22 protein-coding genes are annotated in these 21850 nt (G+C 44.3%); 19 read left to right on the top strand and 3 right to left on the bottom strand.

The genetic code is table 11. The features are described 5' to 3' along the window. Positions 1-5: 5 nt before the first annotated feature. The 7 genes from DS731_RS05625 to DS731_RS05655 all read left to right on the top strand — a co-directional run bounded on the left by DS731_RS05625 (position 6) and on the right by DS731_RS05655 (position 6453). The gene (locus DS731_RS05625; RefSeq protein ID WP_119500405.1) at positions 6-1154 is read left to right on the top strand and encodes a VOC family protein; all 1149 of its coding nucleotides are present in this window, start codon (positions 6-8) and stop codon (positions 1152-1154) included. Next, complete coding sequence (locus DS731_RS05630) at positions 1154-1957, top strand: alpha/beta fold hydrolase (protein WP_119500406.1); 804 nt, start codon at positions 1154-1156, stop codon at positions 1955-1957. Before DS731_RS05625 ends, DS731_RS05630 begins: the two co-directional genes overlap by 1 nt. Continuing rightward, the gene (locus DS731_RS05635; protein WP_119500407.1) at positions 1957-2391 is read left to right on the top strand and encodes a GlcG/HbpS family heme-binding protein; all 435 of its coding nucleotides are present in this window, start codon (positions 1957-1959) and stop codon (positions 2389-2391) included. Before DS731_RS05630 ends, DS731_RS05635 begins: the two co-directional genes overlap by 1 nt. Beyond that, positions 2378-3220 (top strand): fumarylacetoacetate hydrolase family protein, encoded by an 843-nt coding sequence (locus DS731_RS05640; protein ID WP_119500408.1) that lies wholly within the window; start codon positions 2378-2380, stop codon positions 3218-3220. The genes DS731_RS05635 and DS731_RS05640 overlap by 14 nt, the downstream gene beginning before the upstream one ends. Further along, entirely contained in the window at positions 3210-4274 is a 1065-nt protein-coding gene (gene gtdA, locus DS731_RS05645; RefSeq protein WP_119500409.1) for a gentisate 1,2-dioxygenase, read from the top strand. Before DS731_RS05640 ends, gtdA begins: the two co-directional genes overlap by 11 nt. 7 nt (positions 4275-4281) lie before the next feature. After that, positions 4282-4959 carry a fumarylacetoacetate hydrolase family protein gene (locus tag DS731_RS05650; protein ID WP_202980709.1) on the top strand — a complete coding sequence of 226 codons (678 nt, stop codon included), beginning with the start codon at positions 4282-4284 and terminating at the stop codon, positions 4957-4959. Positions 4960-5034: 75 nt separating this feature from the next. Continuing rightward, a complete protein-coding gene (locus tag DS731_RS05655; protein ID WP_232373488.1) occupies positions 5035-6453 on the top strand; it encodes an MFS transporter in 1419 nt (472 codons plus the stop codon). On the opposite strand, the gene DS731_RS05660 is transcribed toward DS731_RS05655, so the two are convergent. Further along, on the bottom strand, positions 6422-7168 hold the full coding sequence (locus DS731_RS05660) for a sulfite exporter TauE/SafE family protein (protein ID WP_119500412.1): 747 nt from the start codon (positions 7166-7168) through the stop codon (positions 6422-6424). The two genes, DS731_RS05655 and DS731_RS05660, sit on opposite strands and share 32 nt — an antisense overlap. 26 nt (positions 7169-7194) lie before the next feature. Further along, positions 7195-7905: a 4-carboxy-4-hydroxy-2-oxoadipate aldolase/oxaloacetate decarboxylase gene (locus DS731_RS05665; protein WP_119500413.1), complete on the bottom strand. Its 711-nt coding sequence runs from the start codon at positions 7903-7905 to the stop codon at positions 7195-7197. Between the two features lie 353 nt (positions 7906-8258). On the opposite strand from DS731_RS05665, the gene DS731_RS05670 reads away from it, so the two are divergent. The 6 genes from DS731_RS05670 (at position 8259) to DS731_RS05695 (ending at position 15579) form a co-directional block, all read left to right on the top strand. Continuing rightward, on the top strand, positions 8259-10484 hold the full coding sequence (locus tag DS731_RS05670) for a TonB-dependent receptor (RefSeq protein ID WP_119500414.1): 2226 nt from the start codon (positions 8259-8261) through the stop codon (positions 10482-10484). Positions 10485-10579: 95 nt separating this feature from the next. Continuing rightward, complete coding sequence (locus DS731_RS05675; protein WP_161599106.1) at positions 10580-11926, top strand: MFS transporter; 1347 nt, start codon at positions 10580-10582, stop codon at positions 11924-11926. Further along, positions 11923-12300: a C-glycoside deglycosidase beta subunit domain-containing protein gene (locus DS731_RS05680; protein WP_119500416.1), complete on the top strand. Its 378-nt coding sequence runs from the start codon at positions 11923-11925 to the stop codon at positions 12298-12300. Before DS731_RS05675 ends, DS731_RS05680 begins: the two co-directional genes overlap by 4 nt. A 9-nt stretch (positions 12301-12309) precedes the next feature. Continuing rightward, entirely contained in the window at positions 12310-13326 is a 1017-nt protein-coding gene (locus DS731_RS05685) for a sugar phosphate isomerase/epimerase family protein (RefSeq protein WP_119500417.1), read from the top strand. After that, a complete protein-coding gene (locus DS731_RS05690; RefSeq protein ID WP_119500418.1) occupies positions 13319-13894 on the top strand; it encodes a gluconate 2-dehydrogenase subunit 3 family protein in 576 nt (191 codons plus the stop codon). Before DS731_RS05685 ends, DS731_RS05690 begins: the two co-directional genes overlap by 8 nt. Then, the gene (locus DS731_RS05695; protein ID WP_232373489.1) at positions 13891-15579 is read left to right on the top strand and encodes a GMC oxidoreductase; all 1689 of its coding nucleotides are present in this window, start codon (positions 13891-13893) and stop codon (positions 15577-15579) included. The genes DS731_RS05690 and DS731_RS05695 overlap by 4 nt, the downstream gene beginning before the upstream one ends. Positions 15580-16417: 838 nt before the next feature. On the opposite strand, the gene DS731_RS05700 is transcribed toward DS731_RS05695, so the two are convergent. After that, positions 16418-16618, bottom strand: a complete 201-nt coding sequence (locus DS731_RS05700; RefSeq protein WP_119500419.1) for a helix-turn-helix domain-containing protein — start codon at positions 16616-16618, stop codon at positions 16418-16420. A gap of 130 nt (positions 16619-16748) precedes the next feature. Between DS731_RS05700 and DS731_RS05705 the strand changes: the two genes are divergently transcribed. From DS731_RS05705 to DS731_RS05730, 6 genes are all read left to right on the top strand, one after another. After that, a complete protein-coding gene (locus DS731_RS05705) occupies positions 16749-17615 on the top strand; it encodes an HD domain-containing protein (protein WP_161599107.1) in 867 nt (288 codons plus the stop codon). 30 nt (positions 17616-17645) lie between these two features. After that, entirely contained in the window at positions 17646-18128 is a 483-nt protein-coding gene (locus tag DS731_RS05710; protein ID WP_150154245.1) for a hypothetical protein, read from the top strand. 1085 nt (positions 18129-19213) lie between these two features. Continuing rightward, a complete protein-coding gene (locus DS731_RS05715) occupies positions 19214-20023 on the top strand; it encodes an MbnP family protein (protein ID WP_161599108.1) in 810 nt (269 codons plus the stop codon). A gap of 118 nt (positions 20024-20141) precedes the next feature. Next, positions 20142-20471: a hypothetical protein gene (locus DS731_RS05720; RefSeq protein ID WP_119500423.1), complete on the top strand. Its 330-nt coding sequence runs from the start codon at positions 20142-20144 to the stop codon at positions 20469-20471. A gap of 218 nt (positions 20472-20689) precedes the next feature. Continuing rightward, positions 20690-21076, top strand: coding sequence for a CidA/LrgA family protein (locus DS731_RS05725; protein WP_119500424.1), 387 nt, complete (start codon positions 20690-20692; stop codon positions 21074-21076). Beyond that, positions 21073-21813: an LrgB family protein gene (locus DS731_RS05730; protein ID WP_119500425.1), complete on the top strand. Its 741-nt coding sequence runs from the start codon at positions 21073-21075 to the stop codon at positions 21811-21813. The genes DS731_RS05725 and DS731_RS05730 overlap by 4 nt, the downstream gene beginning before the upstream one ends. Positions 21814-21850 lie beyond the last annotated feature (37 nt).

A 21850-nucleotide genomic window follows, 5' to 3' on the forward strand; every position in this document is an offset into this window, starting at 1 on the left:
TTGATATGAGTTTTAATGTGGGCGGGCTTCGCTTGAATCAGCCTTTCAAAATAGATCGACTCGGACATTTTGGTTATCACACGAATGATCTTCAGGGGACAATAAATTTTCTTACAAATGACTTGGGACTGACTCTGAGTGATGAAGATGATTTTTCTACACGGGTTCCGGGGCTTGCGCCGGAGTTTGCTAAGGGATACTTCATTCGTTGTGCCCATGATCATCATACATTAGTAATTGGGCCACAGGAACTTGTCGATACCCGCGAACCAGAACGTAAAGGTGCTTTGGTAAATCAGGTTTCGTGGCAAATAGGTTCGTTGAAGCAGGTAGTCGATGGTGTCGATTTCCTTGATAAAAATGCAAAGCTCAGGCGAATTGGCCGCGATGCGCCAGGTTCAAACTGGCACGCTTACGCTTACTGCCCGGACGGATATGTTAATGAAATCTTTTATGGGATGGAGCAAGTTGGATGGGATGGCAGAAGTAAGCCCGAATGTATGTACAACAGGGCATTTCACGATTTACCACCCTTACCACAAATTTCAGAATATCAGGAAGTTAAGGATGTTTTGGAGCAGGGGCAAAGTCTCGATGGCTACCGGTTCGAAGAAGAAAGAACTGAAACATTTGATGTTGACGGGGTCCTGCTACATCAGCCCTTCAAATTAACAAGTCTGGTCAGGGTTTTATTGCCGGTCCAGGATCCTGAAGAGAGTCTGAGCTTCTATTGTGAAACTCTGGGTATGAAAGTTTCGGAACGCACAGAGATTAACGGATGCAAGGTAATCTTCCTGCGAAATACTGCAGAGTTTAGCTCCCTGGTATTAGTACAAAAAGGGCTACTTGAAGAGTTTCATGTAGGTGCTGCCTGTACTTTCACTGTCGCATCATATCAGCAGTTTCTCGCGGCGCATAAATATCTGCAAAGCCGGGATGTGCGAATAGTAAAGTTGCCAGGTGCACTATCAAAAGGGAATTCCTACAGTTTCTGGGTGCAGGGGCCTGATAAGGTCGCGATCGAAATTGTTTTTGGAAACCTCAGACATGATGCACCGTCAATCGAATTCACTCCCAATCAGTCCTGGCCTGATGAGATTGAGAGTCTGGATGATGTTTCTGCTCAACCAACATTCATGGGACCCCTCGGATAATGCCTTATTTAAATGTTAAAAACGCGCGTGTGTACTATGACGTTTGTGGTGAAGGCCCTGAGTTGGTATTTGTTCATGGTGCCGGAGCGAACTCACTGGTGTTTTTCAGACAGGTTCAGTACTTCTCACAAAAATACCGTGTAATTTGTATGGATATGCGTGGCTTCGGTCATTCTATTTGCGAACCCGGCACATTTCATCAGCGGGATTTACCTGATGACCTCTGTCGTGTTCTGGATGCAGAAGCAACCGGGCCTGTAAATATAGTCTGTCAATCAATGGGCGCATGGGCGGGGCTTCCTCTCGCGGTAAGAGAGCCTGACAGAGTCAATGCCCTCGTGCTGTCAGGGTCTCCTACACCTGCTTATGGTCCTCATCATGCTGCTCTTCAAAACGTATCGAGAACTTTCAAAAGAGCAGGTGCAGGCGAAACTGTTGCACCAACTCAGCTTGGTTTCACAGAAGAGTTTGTCAATAAATATCCGGAACTCATTACTTTATATCAAATGCTCGCACGTCAGAATCAACAGGTTGATACATCTCATATTACAGACGAAGAATTGAGATTGATGCCTGACGATTTCTCTGAATACAGTGTTCCGACTCTGGTAATGGGAGGTATGAAAAACAAATTGTTGGGGGGGGAGACTCATAAAATAGCTGCTCAGCATATTCCGGGCGCGGAGGTCTACACGTTTCCTGAAAGTGGTCATTCTTCTTACTTTGAGGAACCTGACCATTATAACCAGGTGGTCGACGAATTTTTCGCGCGCTTTCCTCTGGGCAGGGAGGACGTCAAATAATGTTAGAGAAAAAATCACTGTCTCTGGATGATGCAAAATTTCTGGTTGAGGCTGTATGTAAGGCTTCCATGGAGCATGAAGGAAGCTTCCCGGTTTCTGTAGCCGTGGTGGATAGCTCTACCTATCTTCAGTCAATGGCGCGGATGGACGGCGCCCCTCTTTTTAGTGCACAGGGGGCCTTTGATAAAGCGAGAAGCTCAGCAGAGGGTGGTCATTCGACAACTTTCTTCGAAGAGCCGTTAAATAATGGACGCTTCTCAATGCTCAAGCTACCACACACTCCAATTGAGGGCGGTGAGCCTGTCATGATTGATGGCATATGCGTGGGTGCTGTTGGAGTGGGAGGAGCTCCCCCGCATCTCGATGCTGCTTTTGCTAAGGCTGCAATTCATGCTTTTGTAAAACAACAGGAGTCTATCAATGAAGATTGTTAGTTATATACATGATGGTGTCCAGAAATGGGGCGCAGTTACTGAAGACAACGAGGTGGTTGATTTAACCTGTAATGCGCCTACCTTAAAAGCCGCACTTGCAGGCAATGCTATACATCTGAGTCCAAATAAAGACTATGTAAAAGTAAGTCTTGAAGAAATTGAGCTGCTGCCAGTTGTGCCCAATCCGGATAAAATTTTTTGTATTGGCATTGCTTACCATGACCATCGCAAAGAAACTGGCCGGAAAAATTCTGAACATCCTACCGTATTTACCAGGTTCGCAGATTCTCAGGTTGCTCATAATAAACCGATTGTCGTGCCACTAGAGTCAGAACAACTGGATTTTGAAGGTGAGCTGGCGATTATAATCGGAAAAGGAGGGCGAAGAATTGCTGTCGAAGATGCATGGTCACATGTGGCAGGGTATGCCCCTTATTGCGATGCGACTATCCGAGACTGGCAGCATCATACATCCCAATGGACGCCGGGTAAAAATTTCCCCGCTACTGGCGCTTTTGGTCCGTGGATGGTTACACGGGATGAGATTGAGGATGGCAGACCTCTAACTCTTGTCACGCGATTAAATGGCAAGGAAGTTCAACGCGCTACCACCGATCAGCTCATTTTCAGTATTCCCGAAATCATAGCTTATTGCTCCTCATTTACTGAGTTAAAACCCGGAGACGTGATTGCCACTGGCACGCCAGGTGGCGTAGGAGGAAAAAGAACACCTCCACTCTGGATGAAAAGTGGGGATCTTTTAGAAATAGATATCGAAGCGGTCGGTGTACTGGCGAACTGCATTGAGGAGGAAATGCATGACAAATGAATTTGATGGCATGGTTGAAACCGTAAATCGGGAAGCCGAGAAAGGCCGCATGGGTTTTTACGAGCGCGCAAAAGAAGAGAATCTGGCCCCTTTATGGCGCGTTTTACATGGTCTGGTTACTGAAGAACCGAAAAAAACAGCTTTACCAGCACATTTCTCGTACGAGAAAGTTCGCCCTTACCTTATGGAGGCGTGTGACCTGATCGGAACCGAAGAATCTGAACGGCGGGTGATGGTGTTAGAAAACCCCGGATTACCCGGTCAGTCCAAGATTACCCCCAGTCTGTTTTGTGGACTGCAAATCATTAAGCCTGGCGAAATTGCGCCTGCACATAAGCATGTTGCATCTGCCTTACGGTTTGTTGTGGAAGGAAGTGGCGCTTATTCCGCTATTGCCGGTGAGAAAACAATGATGGAGGTGGGGGACTTCGTTATCACGCCAAGTATGACTTGGCATGATCATGGTAATGAGTCTGACGATCTTATGGTGTGGATTGACGGTTTGGATATGCACATGGTGAATACCTTTAGTGCATCATTCCGGGCTAACTATCCGGAAATGTCTCACCCAACGTTAAAACCCGAAGGTGCGACGATGGCCGAAGTTGGGATCAACATGTTGCCGGATGGCTATTCGCATAATTCCAAAACTTCTCCGATTTTCAATTACCCGTATGCACGTACTGTTGAAGCCTTGCATAAGCTAACGCGCTTTCGTGACCCGGACCCGTGTCACGGTTTCAAAATGAATTACATTAATCCGCTTAATGGTGAGTCTGCAATGCCCACCATTTCAACATCTATGCGTTTACTTCCCAAAGGATTCTCAACAAAGCCATTTAGATCAACTGCAGGGACGGTATTTAATGTGGTGGAAGGCGAGGGTAGCGTGACCATAGGTGAGTTAACGTTTACTTACAAACCCAAGGACATATTCGTTGTTCCAAGTTGGTACAAGATTACCCTTTCTGCAACTTCAGATTCAGTTCTCTTTGCTTATTCTGACCAGGTCGTTCAGGAAAAGTTAGATTTCTATCGCGAACTAAGAGGTTAAATTGACTATGCATATCATAAATATACCTGAAATTACTGATGTGCCGGTTCTTGGCACTGACAAACGCTTTCCTGTCAGAAGAATATATTGCGTGGGGCGAAACTATATTGAGCACATAAAAGAAATGGGAGGCGATGTTCGTAAGCCCCCATTCTTTTTTCAAAAGCCAACAGACTGCATTGTGCAGGATGGAAGTCAGGTTAAGTACCCCACACTGACTTCGGATTTTCAATTTGAAATTGAACTGGTACTGGCTATTGGTTTGGGGGGAAATAATATCAAGGTGGAAGACGCTGCCAGGCATGTTTTGGGGACGGCAGTTGGAATTGACTTCACACGACGCGACCTTCAGATTCAGGCGAGAGATGCCGGGCGCCCATGGGAAATCGGTAAGTCGTTTGACCAGTCAGCACCCATCGGGGGAATAAAGCTCCTTGAAGGTGAGTTACCTGTAACAGGTGAGATTTCACTCGAAGTAAATGGAGTAACAAAACAACGGGGTGATCTTGAGCAATTAATCTGGAACTGTGCCGAAATAATTTCAAAATTATCAGAACAATACGAGTTGCAACCAGGTGATCTCATTTATACAGGTACGCCGGCTGGAGTTGGGCCGGTAGTTCGGGGAGACCATATCACAGGGAAGGTTGAAGGCCATCCACTACTGCACATCGACATCGTTTGATCATAGTCGTTATTTATTTAAAAAGAATGCTTCTCAGGCATTCTTTTTTTTATTCAAGATAGAGGTTAATTGGATTTGAACCGTTTATTTATTCTAATTTTTGTGCTGGTAGCTATTCTCAATATAGCGGTAGAGGCTACAGTTGTCTCGACTGCTATGCCCGGAATTATAAACGACCTGAACGGTTTTGAACTTTACTCGTGGGTTTTTTCCGCATTCTTAATCGCGCAAACAACCTCAGCGGTAATTTTCGGACAACTTACGGATTTATATGGCAGAAAGTTACCTATAGTATCCGGCTTATTCATTTTTATGACTGCATCTGTCCTTTGCGGCTTTTCAGAGTCAATGATTCAACTTGTCATTTTCCGGTTTATCCAGGGCATTGGTGCCGGTGCTATTTTACCTGTCTGTATCACTATTGTAGGAGATTTGTTCGACATCAGTGAGAGAGCGAAAGCACAGGCATCTATAGCAAGTGTGTGGGCATCATCATCCATAGCCGGTCCACTGATTGGTGGATTCATTGTATCAAACTACGATTGGGCCTGGATTTTCTGGGTCAGTACACCATTAAGTGTAATTGCAATGGTTGGATTTGTTTTTTTCCTGAAAGGGGATGTTAAAAAACAAAGGTATTTTGATACTACAGGCTCAATTACATTTTCATTTTCGACGTTGACCTTCCTTTTATTCCTGTTGTCGATTGGAACTGGCGACATTTCGATATCTATTCTACTTTTCGTTTTTTGCGCACTATCGACGTTCACCTACCATTGCCACTCCAAGAAGATAGCGTTTCCTTTCATCAACTTTAAGATATGGTTCCGGCCACAAATTATATATCCAAATATGGCGACAATGTTCGGTTGTATGGCCACTGTTGGAATAAGTATTTTTATCCCTTTGTTCATTCAAAAAGTAATGAATGGTAGTCCGGTTCTGGCTGGATTTGCTGTTACAGCAGTTGCTATGGGCTGGCCTGTGGGCGCAACATATTCCGGAACACTGGTCAGGCAGCACAAGTTTAAAACGTCACTTATTGCAGGGGCCGTCGCACTGTTTACCGGAACTATCCTTTATACAACTCTTGACTCTGATTCCTTTTGGTTTTTGCCATTCATCGGCTCACTGACTTGCGGTTTTGGTATGGGCTTAATAACGAGCACATGTATGATAATCGTTCAGGAATGTGCAGATTATTCTGAGCGTGGTACGGTGTCAGGTGCGCATGTCTTCGCCAGAAATCTGGGTAATGCTATTGGAGCCGCTGTTTTGGGTATTGTGTTTAACCTGACTGGAGAAGAATGTCTGTCCTGTGTGCGTGCTGTTGAAAATTATGGTGCTGGCGAATTCGATGTAAGCACAGAAGCTATATTTATCGGTTTACACAGTACGTTTTTCGCGATGGCACTCATCGCTCTTGTTGCCGGCTTATTTCTCTATATTTCAATTAAAACGATTAACTCGCAATGGCTTCAAAGACCAACTTGAAACCTAATATAACAAGACAAAAATAAATAAAAAAATAGAATCTGTCAGGTTCTATTTTTTTTACAATTTTGGTTCCAATAAAAGTTGATAGTAATGCAAAAGGTAACAGGTAAAGTGAATAAGTAAGGTTTGTGGCGGAAAGCTGCCCCAAAGCAATAAAAGCAGGTACTTTCATTAAGTTTAACGCAGTGAAACAAATTGCTGTTGTACCAACCAGCGTGTCCCGCGGTAACTGTTTTGGCAAAACCCAAAGTTGGTATGGCGGAGCACCGGCGTGCGCGATTTGACTTGTAAAGCCAGATACAATTCCCAGAAATGCACCGATGATATTGTTACTTGGGTTGATTACATTTGAAGCTCCGATATTCAGTAATTTTTGAGTACCGAAAATAATGGAAATCACACCTACCGCACCCAGCACCAGGGTGGTGTTTACTATTTCGGCAAATGCAAATCCAGTGAGGACGCCGGCAGCCATCCCTGGCAGCATGACTTTTAAAACCGTGGCATCGAAATGACGACGGAATGCTGTGACAGCATGAAAGTCCTGTACGATTAAGATTGGTAACATAATGCCTGCAGCCATAAGAGGGTCCACCGACAATGACAGTAGTGGCATAGCAAGTACGCCGATACCGGCAAACCCACCTTTCGACAATCCAGTGATGAATACGGCTGTCAATGCGCAAACGTAATATGTTAAAGGGTCCGACAATTTACTGGTTCCACTCTTATTCTGAATCAGGAACGTTCGCTATCAAGATACTCATGCTGGCTGATGTATTTTAACCCTTTAGCTCTGAGCTTCTCGCGGAAGTTATAAATATCCAGCCCAAGTTCTCCCCGGCTCATCCGTGCTCTTTTCGATTCTTCCAAGGCCTCACGCTCAATGGACTGTTTCAAGACGGATTCGGCATTTTTCAGAGGAACGATACATACACCGTCATCATCTGCAATGACAAGATCGCCCGGATGAACAAGCTGGCCTGCGCAGATTACGGGAACATTTATATCTCCCAGAGTTTCTTTGACTGTACCTTGTGAATATATGCATTTAGACCAGACAGAAAAGCCTTGTTTGCGAAGTTCACCGGTGTCGCGAACTCCAGCGTTGATGATGAGAGCATGAACACCTCTGCTTTGAAGAGACGTTGCCAACAGGTCACCAAAATACCCTGAATCAGAGTCGGATGTAGGTGCTACTACTAATACATCGCCGGGTCTGCATTGTTCAACGGCTGCAACTATCATCCAGTTGTCGCAAGGGGGGACAGAAACAGTAACTGCGGGGCCACAAACATATGCTCCCTGCTGTATTGGCCTGATTGATGAATCAAGTAATCCCGTCCTGCCTTGTGCTTCGTGGACCGTAGCAACTCCCAGTTTCTGCGTTATATATTTTGCTGTGATGTCCGGATCAGGACGCTGAATATCTGTAACTACAATAGCCATTTCTTTTCTAATCTTGTTGGAATGAATATGAGCACGCTATTAAAACAGTGGCAAATTAGCCAGTGATTAACGTCATCATCTATTGTGATTAGCTCAGGTTGAACAGTTTCCATTTCAAGCTTTTTCTTCTTTAACTCATATTATAAATCATCACTTTTAGTGATGACACTAATCTACATGTTTATATTGATTGATGATGTGCTCTGCATTTAGTTTGTTAATAACTTTGGGCCTAATCGTTAAGTTCGTTAAATGAATGAAGGTTGAAGTTAAAGGTTTGGAGTTGATAACAAGATCTGTTTCGTGGCTTGGCATGAAGAGATTTAAGAAAACAACAACGAAGAGAAGGCAAGATGAAATCACGCATAAGTTTATCAGTCGCGTCATCACTAATTTGTATTGGTCATTATAACGTGGCGATAGCGCAGGAAGTTGATACACAAAGTACTGAAGATGTTATTAATACGCGGGAACTTGAAGTTATAACTGTTTCAGCAGAAAGAGTCACATCAGATGCTCAAAAAACTGCCACGGCGCTTAGCGTTTACAATGGTAGTGAATTAGCCTCCAAGGGGGTCACTAGTGCGGAGTCTCTGGCGACAGTTGATCCCAGTGTGAATTTTACAAAGAACAATGGTGTGCCTTATATCGCAATACGTGGTATTGCCTCCACGGACACGACAGAGATTGGTGATCCGTCAGTCCCTGTTTCTCGCGATGGTTTTTTTACTAACCGCCCATATGCCCTTCAACTTGGCATGTACGATTTAGACCGAATTGAGGTTTTAAAAGGACCGCAGGGTACTTTAAATGGTCGAAATTCTACTGGTGGATTGCTCAATGTATTTGTCAAGCGCCCCGGGTTTGAAGACGGGTATATTTCTGCAGAGATAGGAAATTATTCTGCCAAGAATGCGGAATTCGGGATTGACTGGCGTCTCACCGATACAATCCAAACACGTTTTTCTGGCACCTACAGAAAACGTGATGGTTATAGAGAGTTGACAGGGCTTGCTGAGGGGATTAATGCAGAAGACGAAAACAGACATTCTTTGAGGGGACAAGTTTTATTTACCCCTTCTGAAGATTTTAATGCATGGGCTATGTTTCAGCATGATTCAATTGACGAGACCGGATCTGCATACTGGACAACCGACTTCACGGTTAAATCTGAGCCGGAAGATGCGGATACCTGGGACGGAAAAAGTCCTCTTTTGTACAACAAGTTAAAAAATGACAAAGCGCAATGGGAATTCAATTACAGTGGGTTGCCTCTGGACGGCGTTCTCACATACTCAGGAGGTTATGAGGAGCTGGAGTATAATAATGCGTTCGAAGCATTCAATCCCGGCTATCCGTCTACACGCTCCTTCCTGCAAAACCAGTACCCTGAAACATGGAATCACGAGCTCCGGTTTGCTACTCCGATAGATAAAGAATGGTCTGCCCAGTTTGGGGTCTTTCTTTTTGATGAAAAAATGTCTTTGCGTGACTCGGGGATTTTTAATATTGAATGTATTGCCAGTCATCCGCTAGGACAGGCTTGTATTGATCGTGAACTGGATAATCAATACGGATTGCGTTTCAACTATCAGGTAGAAACAAATTCTGATGCAGTGTTTGCTCATTTCGGTTACCGACCTGCCGAAAATGTAAGGTTGACAGCCGGGGCAAGAAAAACATGGGATGAGAAATCTCGTACTGGCGGAAACTATTCTTATCTTGCTGCGCTCGCGAATCCCTTTATACCTGCACCAGCATCAGAAAATGATGCGACGGGAAGTATGAAGGATTCGCAAATTACTTATCACGTTGGTGTTGAGTACGACCTTACGGATGATAATTTTGTATATGGTAAGTTTGATACAGGATATAAGGCCGGTGGATTTAACAGCAACGCAGCCGGCGTAACATCTTATGAAAGAGAGGAGGTTAAGACATTTGAGATAGGTTCTAAAAACAGTTTACTGAACAATATGGTTCGACTGAACTTTTCCGCATTCATGTCTACTTTCAGCAATTATCAAGCTAATCAGATTGTTGATGACTTTCTGGTGGTTTTTAATACCGGAAGTGCGGATATTTTTGGCGCTGAGAGTGAACTGGTTGCACTTGTCGGAGACAACGGTAAGTTGCAATTGAGTGCCGCCTATCTTAATACGGAGTTCGATGATGGTATTTCTGTCATAGAAGGTACCTCTCAAAATCCCAATTTAAGAGAAATCAGTGGAAACTCACTCCCGAATGCCCCGTCCTTTTCCATGACCGGAGGCTACAGTCACGATTTCAATGTGAAGGAAGGCATTCTGCGAGCCAGTATCGATTTCAAATACTCCTCAAAGGTCTATTACACCGTCTTTAATGACAGTGATACTACAGGTGACGCATACACTCAAACGAATGCATCGCTGTCTTATCAGCCCGAATCGATGGAATGGGAAGCCTCTCTCTGGATTAAGAATATCACTGACGAAATGATTTTTGCTCGTGCAGTCAGAAACTATAACTCAAATGTTAACAATTTTGAGTTTGCCCCTCCGCGTACATTCGGAGTTAAAGTGAAATGGAATTTCTTTTGATTTAACGGCTATCCCTTAGCCCAGGCCGCGGATGCAGAATGTCCCTATCCAGCATCCCGGCCGTCCTTTCGTATATATATTTAACTGGAGACTCTATGTCCGCCTCTCAAAATTTGAAGTTAGGGGAAAAAGTTAGTTTCGGAGCGGGTGAAGTCGCTTCGAATCTGACATGGAACCTGGCAACAGGATTTCTGCTCCTCTATTACACCGACGTTGCCTTGTTACCGGCTGCATCTCTAGGGATCCTGATGCTTGTTACCCGTGTTTTGGATGCTGTTTTTGACCCAATCGCCGGAATAGCGGTCGACCGCACTAATTCTCTACGTGGAAAAGCGCGCCCCTATTTGCTTTATGCGCCAATTCCGTTCGCTATTTTGTATGTTGCTACTTTTTCTGTGCCAGACTGGTCTACAACAGCGAAGCTGATTTACGCCTACATTACTTTCACTCTTTTGGGGCTGGTTTATTCATTTCTCTATGTCCCTTACAGCTCTATGTTACCGATGCTTACCAAAAAAGCATCTGAGAAAAATCAGTTGGGTAGTGTCAGGGCAATGGGCTCTTCTATTGCGTCGATTATTGCATTTGGTCTTACTATGCCTCTCATCAACTATATCGGCGGGGATGACAGGCAATTAGGATTTACTGTGACTACAGGGATTATGGTACTGATTGCCGTGTTCTTGTACTGGATTTGTTTTGCCTACACGAAAGAGAGACATACACAACCGGTTTCGAAGACCCGCCCTGTTGTTGAAAGTCTTAAAACACTTATTCGAAACCCAGTTTGGCGAGCTGCCTTTTTTATAAAACTCCTGGTTTTTATCCGTATCGGTATCATGGTTTCGTGCCTGGCGTATTTTGCCAAGCAGGTCATGGGAGATATTTCACTTATATCAGTAATTTTGCCGCTGATGTCTATAGCTATTTTTGTTGGGGGAGCTTTGTCCTCAACATATATTTCGAAAATAGGCTTGGAGCGCGGAAATATTATTGCGCTTTCTATACAGAGTGCTCTTTTTCTTTCTTTATTTTTCTTCGAGGACAATAGAAGCGCATTTATCGCGATTTTTGTAATTGCAAATATTTTTAGTGGAATCGCTGCAGCATCCGGCTTCAGAGTTTCAGCTGATGCAGTGGAATGGCATGAAAAATATTTTGGTCACAGAGATGAAGGTTTAATTGCGTCTGTGCTGAGCTTTGGCTTGAAAGTCGGACTTGCAATAGGTTCTGCGCTCACGGGCTTTGTATTGGGCTGGGCAGATTATGACCCTGCTGTGGTAACTGAATTGTCTGCAAACGCACTTCGTTCTTTGCTTTATCTTGGGCCTGTATTGGCCAATTCCTTCTTAATTCTTTGCTGGGTCTCTCTCATAAATAACAGAAAGAAAGAGACCAACGGGCAACTTGTTAACTTTTCACATAGAGGTACTAACTTATGATGGATCATCGCGCCGTTAGTGATAATGGCTTAATTCTGACTACGTCAGGAGTAAAAATTGATGTCAGGCTTCCATGGTACAGAACTCTTCCCTTATCTGTCGTTGAATTTCTTGGAGTAGAAATTGATGGAAAGGCATTTGATCTGGAAAAACTAGACTTCGAATTAGAGGGCAAGTTTATGCCTCTGACATCACTCAGACCCAAAACTAATGTTTGGTGGTACGTACTGGATAGTGGATTTATTCACATAGATTCGCCTGATTTTGAAAAAGGGAAGAGCTATTCCGTTTCCGTGACCGTGTCTTTTAAACCTCCATATATTCAAGGTTTAAACCGGATAATCAAGACAACTAAATCCCTGGTAGCACATTAAGGAAAAATCATGACGTATCAACCTAAAGGCCTCGAATTAGGCACCACACTCTACAGTTTGACCACGCAGTTCCATGGTCGGGAGTACACTTTTAAGGAGCTTGTGCGGAAAGTTGCAGCTGAAGGTATAGGACCCGGACTTGAAGTTGTCGGGTTCCAAAGCATTAAAGGCTTTCCTGTTGTAAGTGACCAATTCAAAGACGAATTTCTTCAATTAATGGACGAAACAAATCTTGTGCCCTCATGCTTGGGGATCAACGCTGATATTCGGATCAATCCTGATAAACCGATGAGCGAAAATGAAAGTGTTGAATATCATATTAGACAACTTGAAGCAGCGGCCAAACTTAAGTTTCCCCTTGTTCGCTACCAATATCCAGCTGGCCCTTCTGTCATTGAGAAGCTTGTGCCAACAGCAGAAAGATTGAATGTAAAACTGGGTCTGGAAATCCACGCACCTCATCATACTCAACATCCTGATGTGATGGCCTACAGGGAGATGTACGATAGAGTAAATTCACCTATGCTGGGCTTTATTCCTGATTTCGGCTCAACAGCACGGACAGTCCCACCCAGCTTTTTCGAGGCACAAAGAATACAGGGATGTCCTGAAGACCTGATTAAGCTAGCGCAAGATATCTGGCATCAGGATGGTGATCCGTATGAGAGACGAAATATCTATATAGAACAAGCACGAAAGCGTGGTTTTGAAGATAGGCTGATCATGAGTTTAGTTATTATCTTTGGCCTGTTTAATCGTGTCGCCCCCGAAAGCTGGGCTGAAATCATGCATCAGGTAATTCATATCCACGGTAAATTTTTTGATTTTGATGATGACGGCAATGAAATTGCCGTTGACTACGAAAGGGTGTTACCAGTTTTTGTAGATGGTGGATTTAATGGATTCATGTCGAGTGAATATGAAGGGCATATGTGGAACGATGCTGACGGTTTCGACAAAATTAAAAGACACCATACATTAGCGAGAAGGATATTAACTAGTTTGAAAGGCGAGGGAAATGAATAATATTTTTCATATTTCCCGTCGCCAGTTACTTTGTATACTCGGTGCGGGCCTGGGTGCATCAGCATTTGCATCAATTTCAAATAATGCTTTGCTGTTAAAACAAGATGCAGAGTCTGCCAATGAAGAACTGAGCTTACTCGCAGAAATTTGCGATATTTTAATTCCGGATACAACATCTAAGGGGGCTGTTGCGGCAAATGTTCCGGCATTTGTCCACATGGCATTTCAGCACCAGTTGTTTGGTGGCTCAGTTGACACAGTGGTGAGCATAGGAAGCTACTTAAACTCGAAGTCACCTAGCGGTAACTTCTTGCTTGAGGATGAATTTTTCAAACGTTCAATCATTGAGTTGATTGACAAAACTACATTTTCCAAAAGCCAGGAAACGGAAATATCAGCAAATTGGAAGATAATCAAAGAAGCTGTAATCGTTGGATATTATACAAGCGAAATCGGTGGTGCTGAAGAACTCACGTATCTGCCCGTTGCCGGAAGTATGTATCGCGCAGACATTGCATTTAAAGATACTCCACATGTGTCGAATCTTTGGATGGAGAATGCATTTTGATAAATTCTGATTACGATGCAATCGTCGTTGGTTCAGGTATTTCTGGCGGTTGGGCAGCGAAAGAGCTAACTGAGAAAGGGCTTAAGGTTCTGATGATCGAGCGCGGGCCAATGATCGAACATGGCCGCGATTATAACACTGAATTCAAAGCTCCCTGGGAGATGCAGTTTCACGGAATTGGTGATGCAGAAAAATATGCCGATGAATATCCGGTTCAAAGTAAAAAAAAGATGTTCTTTAACGAGTATTCGGAGAAGCATTGGGTTAATGATAAGGAAAATCCCTACGCGACTGAAGAAGGAACTGAATTTGAGTGGTATCGCGGTTATCAGATGGGGGGAAAGTCACTGATATGGGGCAGACAGTGCTGGAGATGGTCTGATCTGGATTTCAGTGCAAATCATGAAGATGGTATAGGTGTTGACTGGCCTATCAGGTATGAAGACCTGAAACCCTGGTATGACTATGTGGAAGAATTTATCGGGGTTGCAGGGAACAATGACGGATTAGATGTACTTCCAGACGGAAAGTACCTGCCGCCCTTTGAATTAAGGGCTGCAGAAAAAAAATTCAAAGAGGTGCTTGAGTCTGATTTTCCCGGACGTACTCTCATCTCGGGGCGAACGGCAAATATTACTCAACCTCATAATGGAAGAGGGCAATGTCAAAAAAGGCTCGTGTGTAATCGCGGTTGCTCATTCGGGGCCTATTTTTCTACCCAATCTTCCACATTACCAGCAGCAAGAGCAACGGGCAACCTTACTTTATTAACTGAAACTGTTGTCGAGTCAGTTGTTTATGATGAAAAAACAGGCAGGGCCTCAGGTGTTAAAACTGTTGGTGCTAATAATGGTGTAAGGCAGGAGTTTAATGCGGATGTTATTTTTCTTAATGCAGGGACAATAAATACTGTAGGTATACTACTCCGATCTAAATCAATATCTTTTCCGAATGGCTTGGCTAACTCGAGTGGGGTGTTGGGGCACTATCTTATGGATCACGCCAGTGCGACATCAGCTGTTGCATTATTTAACGGTGTTGATGATAGAGGATACATAGGGAACCGGCCTAACACTGTAATTGTCCCGAGATACAGAAATGTGGGGAGCAGTGATGCACCGTTCAAACGAGGCTATCATTTCCAGGGAGCAGCTTCCAGACAAGGCTGGCGCAGAGGAGCAAGAACGGCCGGTGTTGGTAAACAACTAAAAGAAGCTCTGGCGAATCAGGGAAGCTGGACTTTCTTTCTGGGAGTTTTTGCTGAATGCCTCCCATACAGGGAAAATAAAATTAGTATCCATCCGACGGCAAAGGATCCTCAAGGTTTGCCGCAGATGAATATAAGTTTCAGATACGGTGAAAATGAGTACGCTGCGCTCAGAGATGCCGAAACAGAAGCCCGTAAAATGCTTGAAGCTGCGGGGGCAAAAATTATTATGAGTTCATCTGAGCCTGATCCGGGGGGAAGCTCTATTCACGAAATGGGAGGGGCAAGAATGGGACATGACAAACGAGATTCCGTTGTGAATAAGTTTAATCAGTGCCATGACGTGCCAAACATCTTTATCACTGATGGTGCTTGTATGTCCTCTACGGCGTGTCAGAATCCTTCATTGACTTATATGGCGCTTACTGCTCGAGCTGTTGACTATGCCGTCGGCAAATTGAAAGTTGGCGATCTTTAACATTTCAGATATCGGAAGTTCTACAAGCGGATGACACCTTGTTCGGTCTTTTGAAATAAGGTGTCACAATTTACTTGTATAGTCTAAGGTGAATTTTTCTTCACTTCATTAAGAATGCAAGAAGCAAAACAGTACACAAACGTAAAAAAATTCATCGTTGTTTTATAATTACTGCGACTTTTATACTGGCCTGCGCCAACTAGAGTATCCGGAAATAATGAGAAACTATAATTCCTCATTACCTCATGTGTAATCACAATTAATTTTACAGTTTGTTTTTTACAGGGGATAAAAAACATAATGAACTTATAAATTAAATACAGTGCAGAGTTTCAGCAATAAGAAGTTTGAAAAGGGAGTACACTAAAAACTAGAGAAGTATAGGGGGAATATTGAGAGGAAATGGTGGCCCCACCTGGACTCGAACCAGGGACCTAACGATTCGCTAATCCAATGCTTTCGCATCGGCCCGGACTATATCATCACCCTCGCTATCGCGGTGGGGTGTCGGACGCTAATGGTGTATTACATGACAAGAACGTGCCACTCCACCTAGTCTCTGAACCGTCCCGTGGCGCCCCCCGGGCTTGGCTGCTGATTGGCAAGTTTAGAAAAACGTAGCTTTCCAGCAATTCATCCGATTTTTCCGCGTATTATTACTAATACGGGTCACAAATATTTTATGAGTCGTGTGCTCTAACCAACTGAGCTATAGGGCCATTTCCGAATTTGTGACAGAGTCCAATTTGAATCTGAAACAAATTTGACGCGTAGTTTACTGATTAAATCTACAGATGTCACGCCGGTTATTAGGTTCTGCAAATCATTCGCTCATTTTTCATTCAGTGATTTCTAGCAACTCCCCAATTTCACACTGCAGATATCGGCAAAGAGTCTCAAGAGTTTCAAAATCTATTCGACTTGTCGTTTCGTGATATAGCCTGGTCGCGGTACTGCGGTTAATTCCGGTATCACGGACAAGATCAGAAATTTTAATTTTTCTCGCTCCAAGTAGAGCTGAAAGGTTGCATTTTATCAAGTTAAAGCACCAAAATAATTCTTTAGAGAGTCATTTTTGTTGACTTCTCATTCATGTTGATTTATTGTTTCTTTAGAGAATCAAAATGCTTCTTTTGAGTTTTTTCTTCCCTTATGGAGTAACAACCGATATGACTGAAATCCATTCGTTCCAACCACTGCTAAATAATACAACCGATTTAACTCGATTTCGAGGAACGTATTTTTTAACAGAATTTGAATCGAGAATCGGAGATGAGCATCATTACTGGAAACTGTCCCTCGCGGATTCATCCGGAGAATTGACGGTGTACTGCTATGATCCTGAATTTATTCAGGATTATATTGCAGTTGATATGTATGTACAGATTGAAGTCGTTCGAAAATCGACACGTGGTTGCGAATTTGTTCAGTGCGTACAGCTACATAGGTGGGAGCGGGAACAGGAAAAACGATTGTCTCCCATGCAATTGCCCCGGTGTATGTGCCCTAAACCGCAGGCATTGGACTGGTTTTTGGATTTCAGAAATCGAATCCGAGTACAAAATCTCAGACGATTTTTAGATAGAGTCATCATGCAACCCCACGTTTCTATGGCATTTCTCACTGCTCCAGCTTCACTCGAAACGCATTACAGCTATCCGGGCGGACTGATTGAACATTCTGTCGCGACTGCATGGTCAGTTATAGGATATCAGGATCACTCATCTGTTGAGCGCGATCTGGCTATCGTCGCCGCTCTGCTGCATGACATCGGAAAGACACAAACAATGACCAGTGATTTGGTCAAAACCCGGCTGGGACGACTGGTTAACCACAATCATCTCACACTGGAAATTTGTGCAGATGCTCTGGCGGAAATGGATCTTTTGGCGCCAGGACTGGGTGATCAACTGCGACACGCGTGGACAAGTGCTGAAACTGACAGTGAATGTTGTGAACCGGAACAATCACGGTTGGCAGAGCGGCTGGAAGAGTGCGATCTGAATTCGTTCAGTGAGCATGTTGTTTTTCCATAGCTTAGAATGTAATACATAACAGAGGTCAGCATGCTAATGGATTCTCCAATAGTCGATTTTACGAGATTGACGCCACCTGAATTAATTGATGGTGTTCCAGCGTTTTTAAAGTCAGATTCGGGTTGGTACTGGTCAACAAATAAGGCTTGGGGCACTCTTGAGCTAGAGTATCCGAGAACAGCCGTTGAGCAAGCTCTACTGCAGTCATTTACACAGTTTGGGTGTGGCGTGAGTATGTTACGATTGGGGCGGTCTTTGCTACACAGCTATCGCTATCCATCAGAAATACAATCGGACTATTTAGGTTTGCAGTATCTACTGTCGGGTATGGATGCATTCAATATAGTTTTAAGAGAAACTGCTGCTCCTCTCAGTATAAAAAAATACGTCTATACTCCTGAATTTATTGGGCTGTGTCAGTTGGCTATTCATGAAGTTGCAGATAAAAATATCAGTATCTGCCCAGAGCTAAGCGAGTTTCTCCGCAAGTCAGTGAGCCACATACAGCATTGATTTTGTTTTTTTGATGTGAGGAGAGGGAGCGAGAAGTTGCCCAGCAGTTTGGCTTTTTTGTTTGTAATGAGCCAATTGGGAATTCTAAGGCAAGTTAGGCTAGTCCGTTGCAGTCAGTAGCGGACTTCTTTGTACAGACCCTCAATTTGTACGGGAAGCAGTCATTGGCTTGTTGCAATTTTAAGGCAGCTATGAGTGAAATATAGGACATTCGTTCATGTTTCCTGTGGAAACATTGTTATTTGTCTGTTTAACACGAGTTTCTAGTAGAAACCGAATGAATGCTTGCTCTGAATCGCCACTGATTTTCTAGATGCCTTTTAGCCAGCTAACCTAACTGAAGGAGAAGTGCTTATAAGCCGTAATGGTATCCTGATGAATTTAAAACTGTAGCATTTAAACAAGTTGTTGAGCGTGGCCATTCTGTCCGCCTTTAGCTTGTAGCTGCCTTTAGAAATGCAACACGTTAATGTCCGCTTCACGTACAGAGCAGTCATTAATATCAATGTCCACAAATCCGCTCTTGATTGTCTAAGATCACCAAAACGCTGGACTTAAAATATGTACTGGACAAGGCATTTTTCGAGAGTCTGAATTTTCTACTCGGAATAGTTTTGAAAAGACTCTTCAAGGGACTCTTCACAATCAAAAAAATAAGTATGAATTTAAGTCTTTTGGCTAATTAGTTGAAAGTAAAGGGGATTTATTTTGAGGAGTGATTTCGCACTATCGATTATGAGTCGTGTGCTCTAACCAACTGAGCTATAGGGCCATTCTAACTTTAAGAAGCTTGCGTGGAGAGCCGGTGTTTGCCGCAGTACTGCGCACTGGTTTTTACAAGCGGGGCGAAGTATAAGCAGTTTTTTGTGGCTTGTCACCCTATACAGCCTGTGAATTCAATTACCTGGCGAAAAGTTGTTCAGCCTGCAGTTGTAACACCCGGCGGTTAAAGTTGTTAGTAAAAAGCGTACGGCTTCCGCGCACCTCATTCTTTGCCCCGTTAGTCTTTTGTCTGGTTGACGAAATGGTGGCTGCCCGCTCACTATGGTAGCGGTGTAAGTTTTAAATTAAGCGTAATTATGAACATGAAATGGATTTTCCTGATCCCGGCTTTTCTGATGCTGACAGGTTGCGGCGATCTGTTCGGGAGCAGCAAAGCCCCCGGAGATATCCCCGTGGAATTTACCGACCTCTCATTAGGCGAAGACTGTGCCTGGGAAGTCACGGTGGATAAAGATCTGTGGAAAATAAACTATCTGGCATTTTATCTGAGCCAACCGGAAGTAAAGGTAGAGGGCAGGTGGGTCCCGCTGAACTTCGTCAATAACGACTGGCAGTCAGATAAGGTTGCCTTTTTACAGTTTCACCATGCCTGCGATAAAAAGCTGAACAACAATCATATACTGCTGGATGCCAATGAAGCTTTGCTAAGCAGAGCTACAGAACTGCGCCTGACGATGGGGCTTAATTTTGATGAGAACCATTCATTGCCGGTGGAACAAACACCGCCGCTGGACAAACCAACGATGTACCAGTCGGTGAATGCCGGACATAACTTCTTCCGTGTAGAATTACAAAATACCCGCGAGCCGGGCGCCATCTGGTCGTTTTTACTGGCCAGCGGAGGATGCAATGGAGAGAATGCTGAAACCAAGCCTTCAGATTGCGCGTTTCCTAATCGTGTAACGGTGAAGTTACCCATGGCCCAGAACGTGTCGGACCTCAGCTTACTGGCGAAGCTGCAACAAATTCTGTTCCGCGTTGATTTAAAAGCGGTTACGGAATGTAATATGGCCGGTTCTCATGATAAGAGCTGTGAAAAAGTCATGAAAAATCTCACCGGCAGGGAATGGTTGCGTTGGGACGCGCCTGAAAAGGTATACCTGAAATCCTGAGGGTATGAACGTAAGTCGGTGGTTTAAGGCGAAATTTGCCTGTGGCGTAGTGCAAGGTTTCAGATTCTTTGCTATCTTTCCTGTACACTAATTTTAGCCAGCCAGCATGGAGATAAGAATGACTGAGAAGCCCTTCCTGGTGAGTGGCCGCAATACAATCATCCACAAAGTTCGCAAGTTTGATTTGTTGATTGTTAACGGTGACGAAAATCCGCCGGTAATCGTGACTTATAAAGGTATTAAGCGCTACGAGGGAAAAATCCCTGATAACAAGCGTGAAGCCAAAATGATGGACATGGAACTGGTTGATATTACAACCGGCGATGTTTTCGGTGACGAAAAGACACTGGTGTTCATTCAGACACTCAATGGAAAAGAATACAAGGTAGATTACAGCAAAGCTGAAACGCCTATGTTCATTAAAGTGCATCAGGACAGCGCTTTCTGATCTGCCACTGAGCCACATTTTCAGGCGCCCGGTAATCATGCCGGGCACCCTCGTTTGCTCCTCTGATCGCTATTCATTTCTCGCTATATGGCAATACAGCTTTGAGCGCCACACCTTAAGCATTCTTTTTTGTAGTTACTTTTTACTAAGACCATTGTCGGTTGTGAGACCCGGACTCTGTCAGATACACTGCCTTATCTTCATTAATACGGACGCCTATGAATAACCTGCTGCACATGCTTGCCGGTCTGGCTGCGATCTTTCTTTTTTATTTCTGCGGAGAGATGCTGGTAAGAGTATTAGCACTGCCGTTTCCGGGTACACTTGCCGGACTGTTAATGTTGCTCGCTTTTCAGTTTCTCCGCAGGAAAACCCCTGTCGTGCTGATATCGGGCGGGGCCCCGCTGTTAAAGCATATGGCGATGCTTTTTGTTCCTGCTGTGCTGGGCGTTGGCGTCTACTGGCAGCAAATCAGCGAAAACCTTTCCGGCATCGGGTTAGCCATCATTGTTTCAACCACTGTCAGCCTGGGCCTCAGCGGGTGGATAGCGCAACGTTTATTGCAATCTGTTGCTGTGGATTCAGAAGAAGATCCTGGCTTATGACTGTTGTACAGGCATTTAATGACTGGTTTGCAAGTGTCTCTAAGCTCGTTGTGCCTTCTTTTTCGGTAACGGGATTAGTCTGGATAAGTATAACCATTGTGGCCTATTTACTCGCATTATCCGTTGCTCGCAGAACCAGAGGACATCCGCTGGCGAACCCTGTTCTGGTCACTGCGGTGATCACCGGCATGGTTATTTTGATAAGCGGGCAGGGAACGGGTAATTATCAGCATGAGGCGGGCTTTATTCACTGGCTACTGGGGCCGGCCACGGTAGCGCTGGCAATCCCTATGTATGCCCAGTGGCAAAAAATTCGTGAACTGGGCTGGCGTCTGGTTCTGGCGGTATTTCTTGCCGGCGTCATCGCACCGTTAACAGCATGGCTGACAGTGTGGTTTTATGATGCACCACTGGCTATTCAGATGACCATGCTGGCGAAGTCCATTACTACGCCACTGGCAATGGAGGCGACTGCGCAAATCAATGGTATTCCTGCGCTGGCTGCTGTATTCGTTATTACTACAGGCATCGTGGGGGCGGTAATTGCGCCGGGGGTCTATCACTTGTTAAATGTCACTATGCCGCAAGCCCGTGGTGTCGCGCTGGGGGCTGTGTGTCATGCAGTGGGGACCGCTAAAGCATTGCAAATGAGTGAGCGCACCGGCGCGCTGGCAACGTTAGGGTTGTGTCTGAACGGCATCATGACGGCCATTATCCTGCCTTTATTGTTTGCGTAACAGTGTCATTAGCAGGAACCTAAGTTTAAAAAATAAC

The organism is Alteromonas sp. RKMC-009, assembly GCF_003584565.2.
In the GTDB taxonomy this organism is placed as follows: domain Bacteria; phylum Pseudomonadota; class Gammaproteobacteria; order Enterobacterales; family Alteromonadaceae; genus Alteromonas.

Excerpts from the sequence above, each read along its gene's own strand:
- DS731_RS05625 (WP_119500405.1), top strand. The coding sequence starts at position 6 with ATGAGTTTTAATGTGGGCGGGCTTCGCTTGAATCAGCCTTTCAAAATA.
- DS731_RS05630 (WP_119500406.1), top strand. The coding sequence starts at position 1,154 with ATGCCTTATTTAAATGTTAAAAACGCGCGTGTGTACTATGACGTTTGT.
- DS731_RS05635 (WP_119500407.1), top strand. The coding sequence starts at position 1,957 with ATGTTAGAGAAAAAATCACTGTCTCTGGATGATGCAAAATTTCTGGTT.
- DS731_RS05640 (WP_119500408.1), top strand. The coding sequence starts at position 2,378 with ATGAAGATTGTTAGTTATATACATGATGGTGTCCAGAAATGGGGCGCA.
- gtdA (WP_119500409.1), top strand. The coding sequence starts at position 3,210 with ATGACAAATGAATTTGATGGCATGGTTGAAACCGTAAATCGGGAAGCC.
- DS731_RS05650 (WP_202980709.1), top strand. The coding sequence starts at position 4,282 with ATGCATATCATAAATATACCTGAAATTACTGATGTGCCGGTTCTTGGC.
- DS731_RS05665 (WP_119500413.1), bottom strand. The coding sequence starts at position 7,905 with ATGGCTATTGTAGTTACAGATATTCAGCGTCCTGATCCGGACATCACA.
- DS731_RS05670 (WP_119500414.1), top strand. The coding sequence starts at position 8,259 with ATGAAATCACGCATAAGTTTATCAGTCGCGTCATCACTAATTTGTATT.
- DS731_RS05675 (WP_161599106.1), top strand. The coding sequence starts at position 10,580 with ATGTCCGCCTCTCAAAATTTGAAGTTAGGGGAAAAAGTTAGTTTCGGA.
- DS731_RS05680 (WP_119500416.1), top strand. The coding sequence starts at position 11,923 with ATGATGGATCATCGCGCCGTTAGTGATAATGGCTTAATTCTGACTACG.
- DS731_RS05685 (WP_119500417.1), top strand. The coding sequence starts at position 12,310 with ATGACGTATCAACCTAAAGGCCTCGAATTAGGCACCACACTCTACAGT.
- DS731_RS05690 (WP_119500418.1), top strand. The coding sequence starts at position 13,319 with ATGAATAATATTTTTCATATTTCCCGTCGCCAGTTACTTTGTATACTC.
- DS731_RS05705 (WP_161599107.1), top strand. The coding sequence starts at position 16,749 with ATGACTGAAATCCATTCGTTCCAACCACTGCTAAATAATACAACCGAT.
- DS731_RS05710 (WP_150154245.1), top strand. The coding sequence starts at position 17,646 with ATGCTAATGGATTCTCCAATAGTCGATTTTACGAGATTGACGCCACCT.
- DS731_RS05715 (WP_161599108.1), top strand. The coding sequence starts at position 19,214 with ATGAAATGGATTTTCCTGATCCCGGCTTTTCTGATGCTGACAGGTTGC.
- DS731_RS05720 (WP_119500423.1), top strand. The coding sequence starts at position 20,142 with ATGACTGAGAAGCCCTTCCTGGTGAGTGGCCGCAATACAATCATCCAC.
- DS731_RS05725 (WP_119500424.1), top strand. The coding sequence starts at position 20,690 with ATGAATAACCTGCTGCACATGCTTGCCGGTCTGGCTGCGATCTTTCTT.
- DS731_RS05730 (WP_119500425.1), top strand. The coding sequence starts at position 21,073 with ATGACTGTTGTACAGGCATTTAATGACTGGTTTGCAAGTGTCTCTAAG.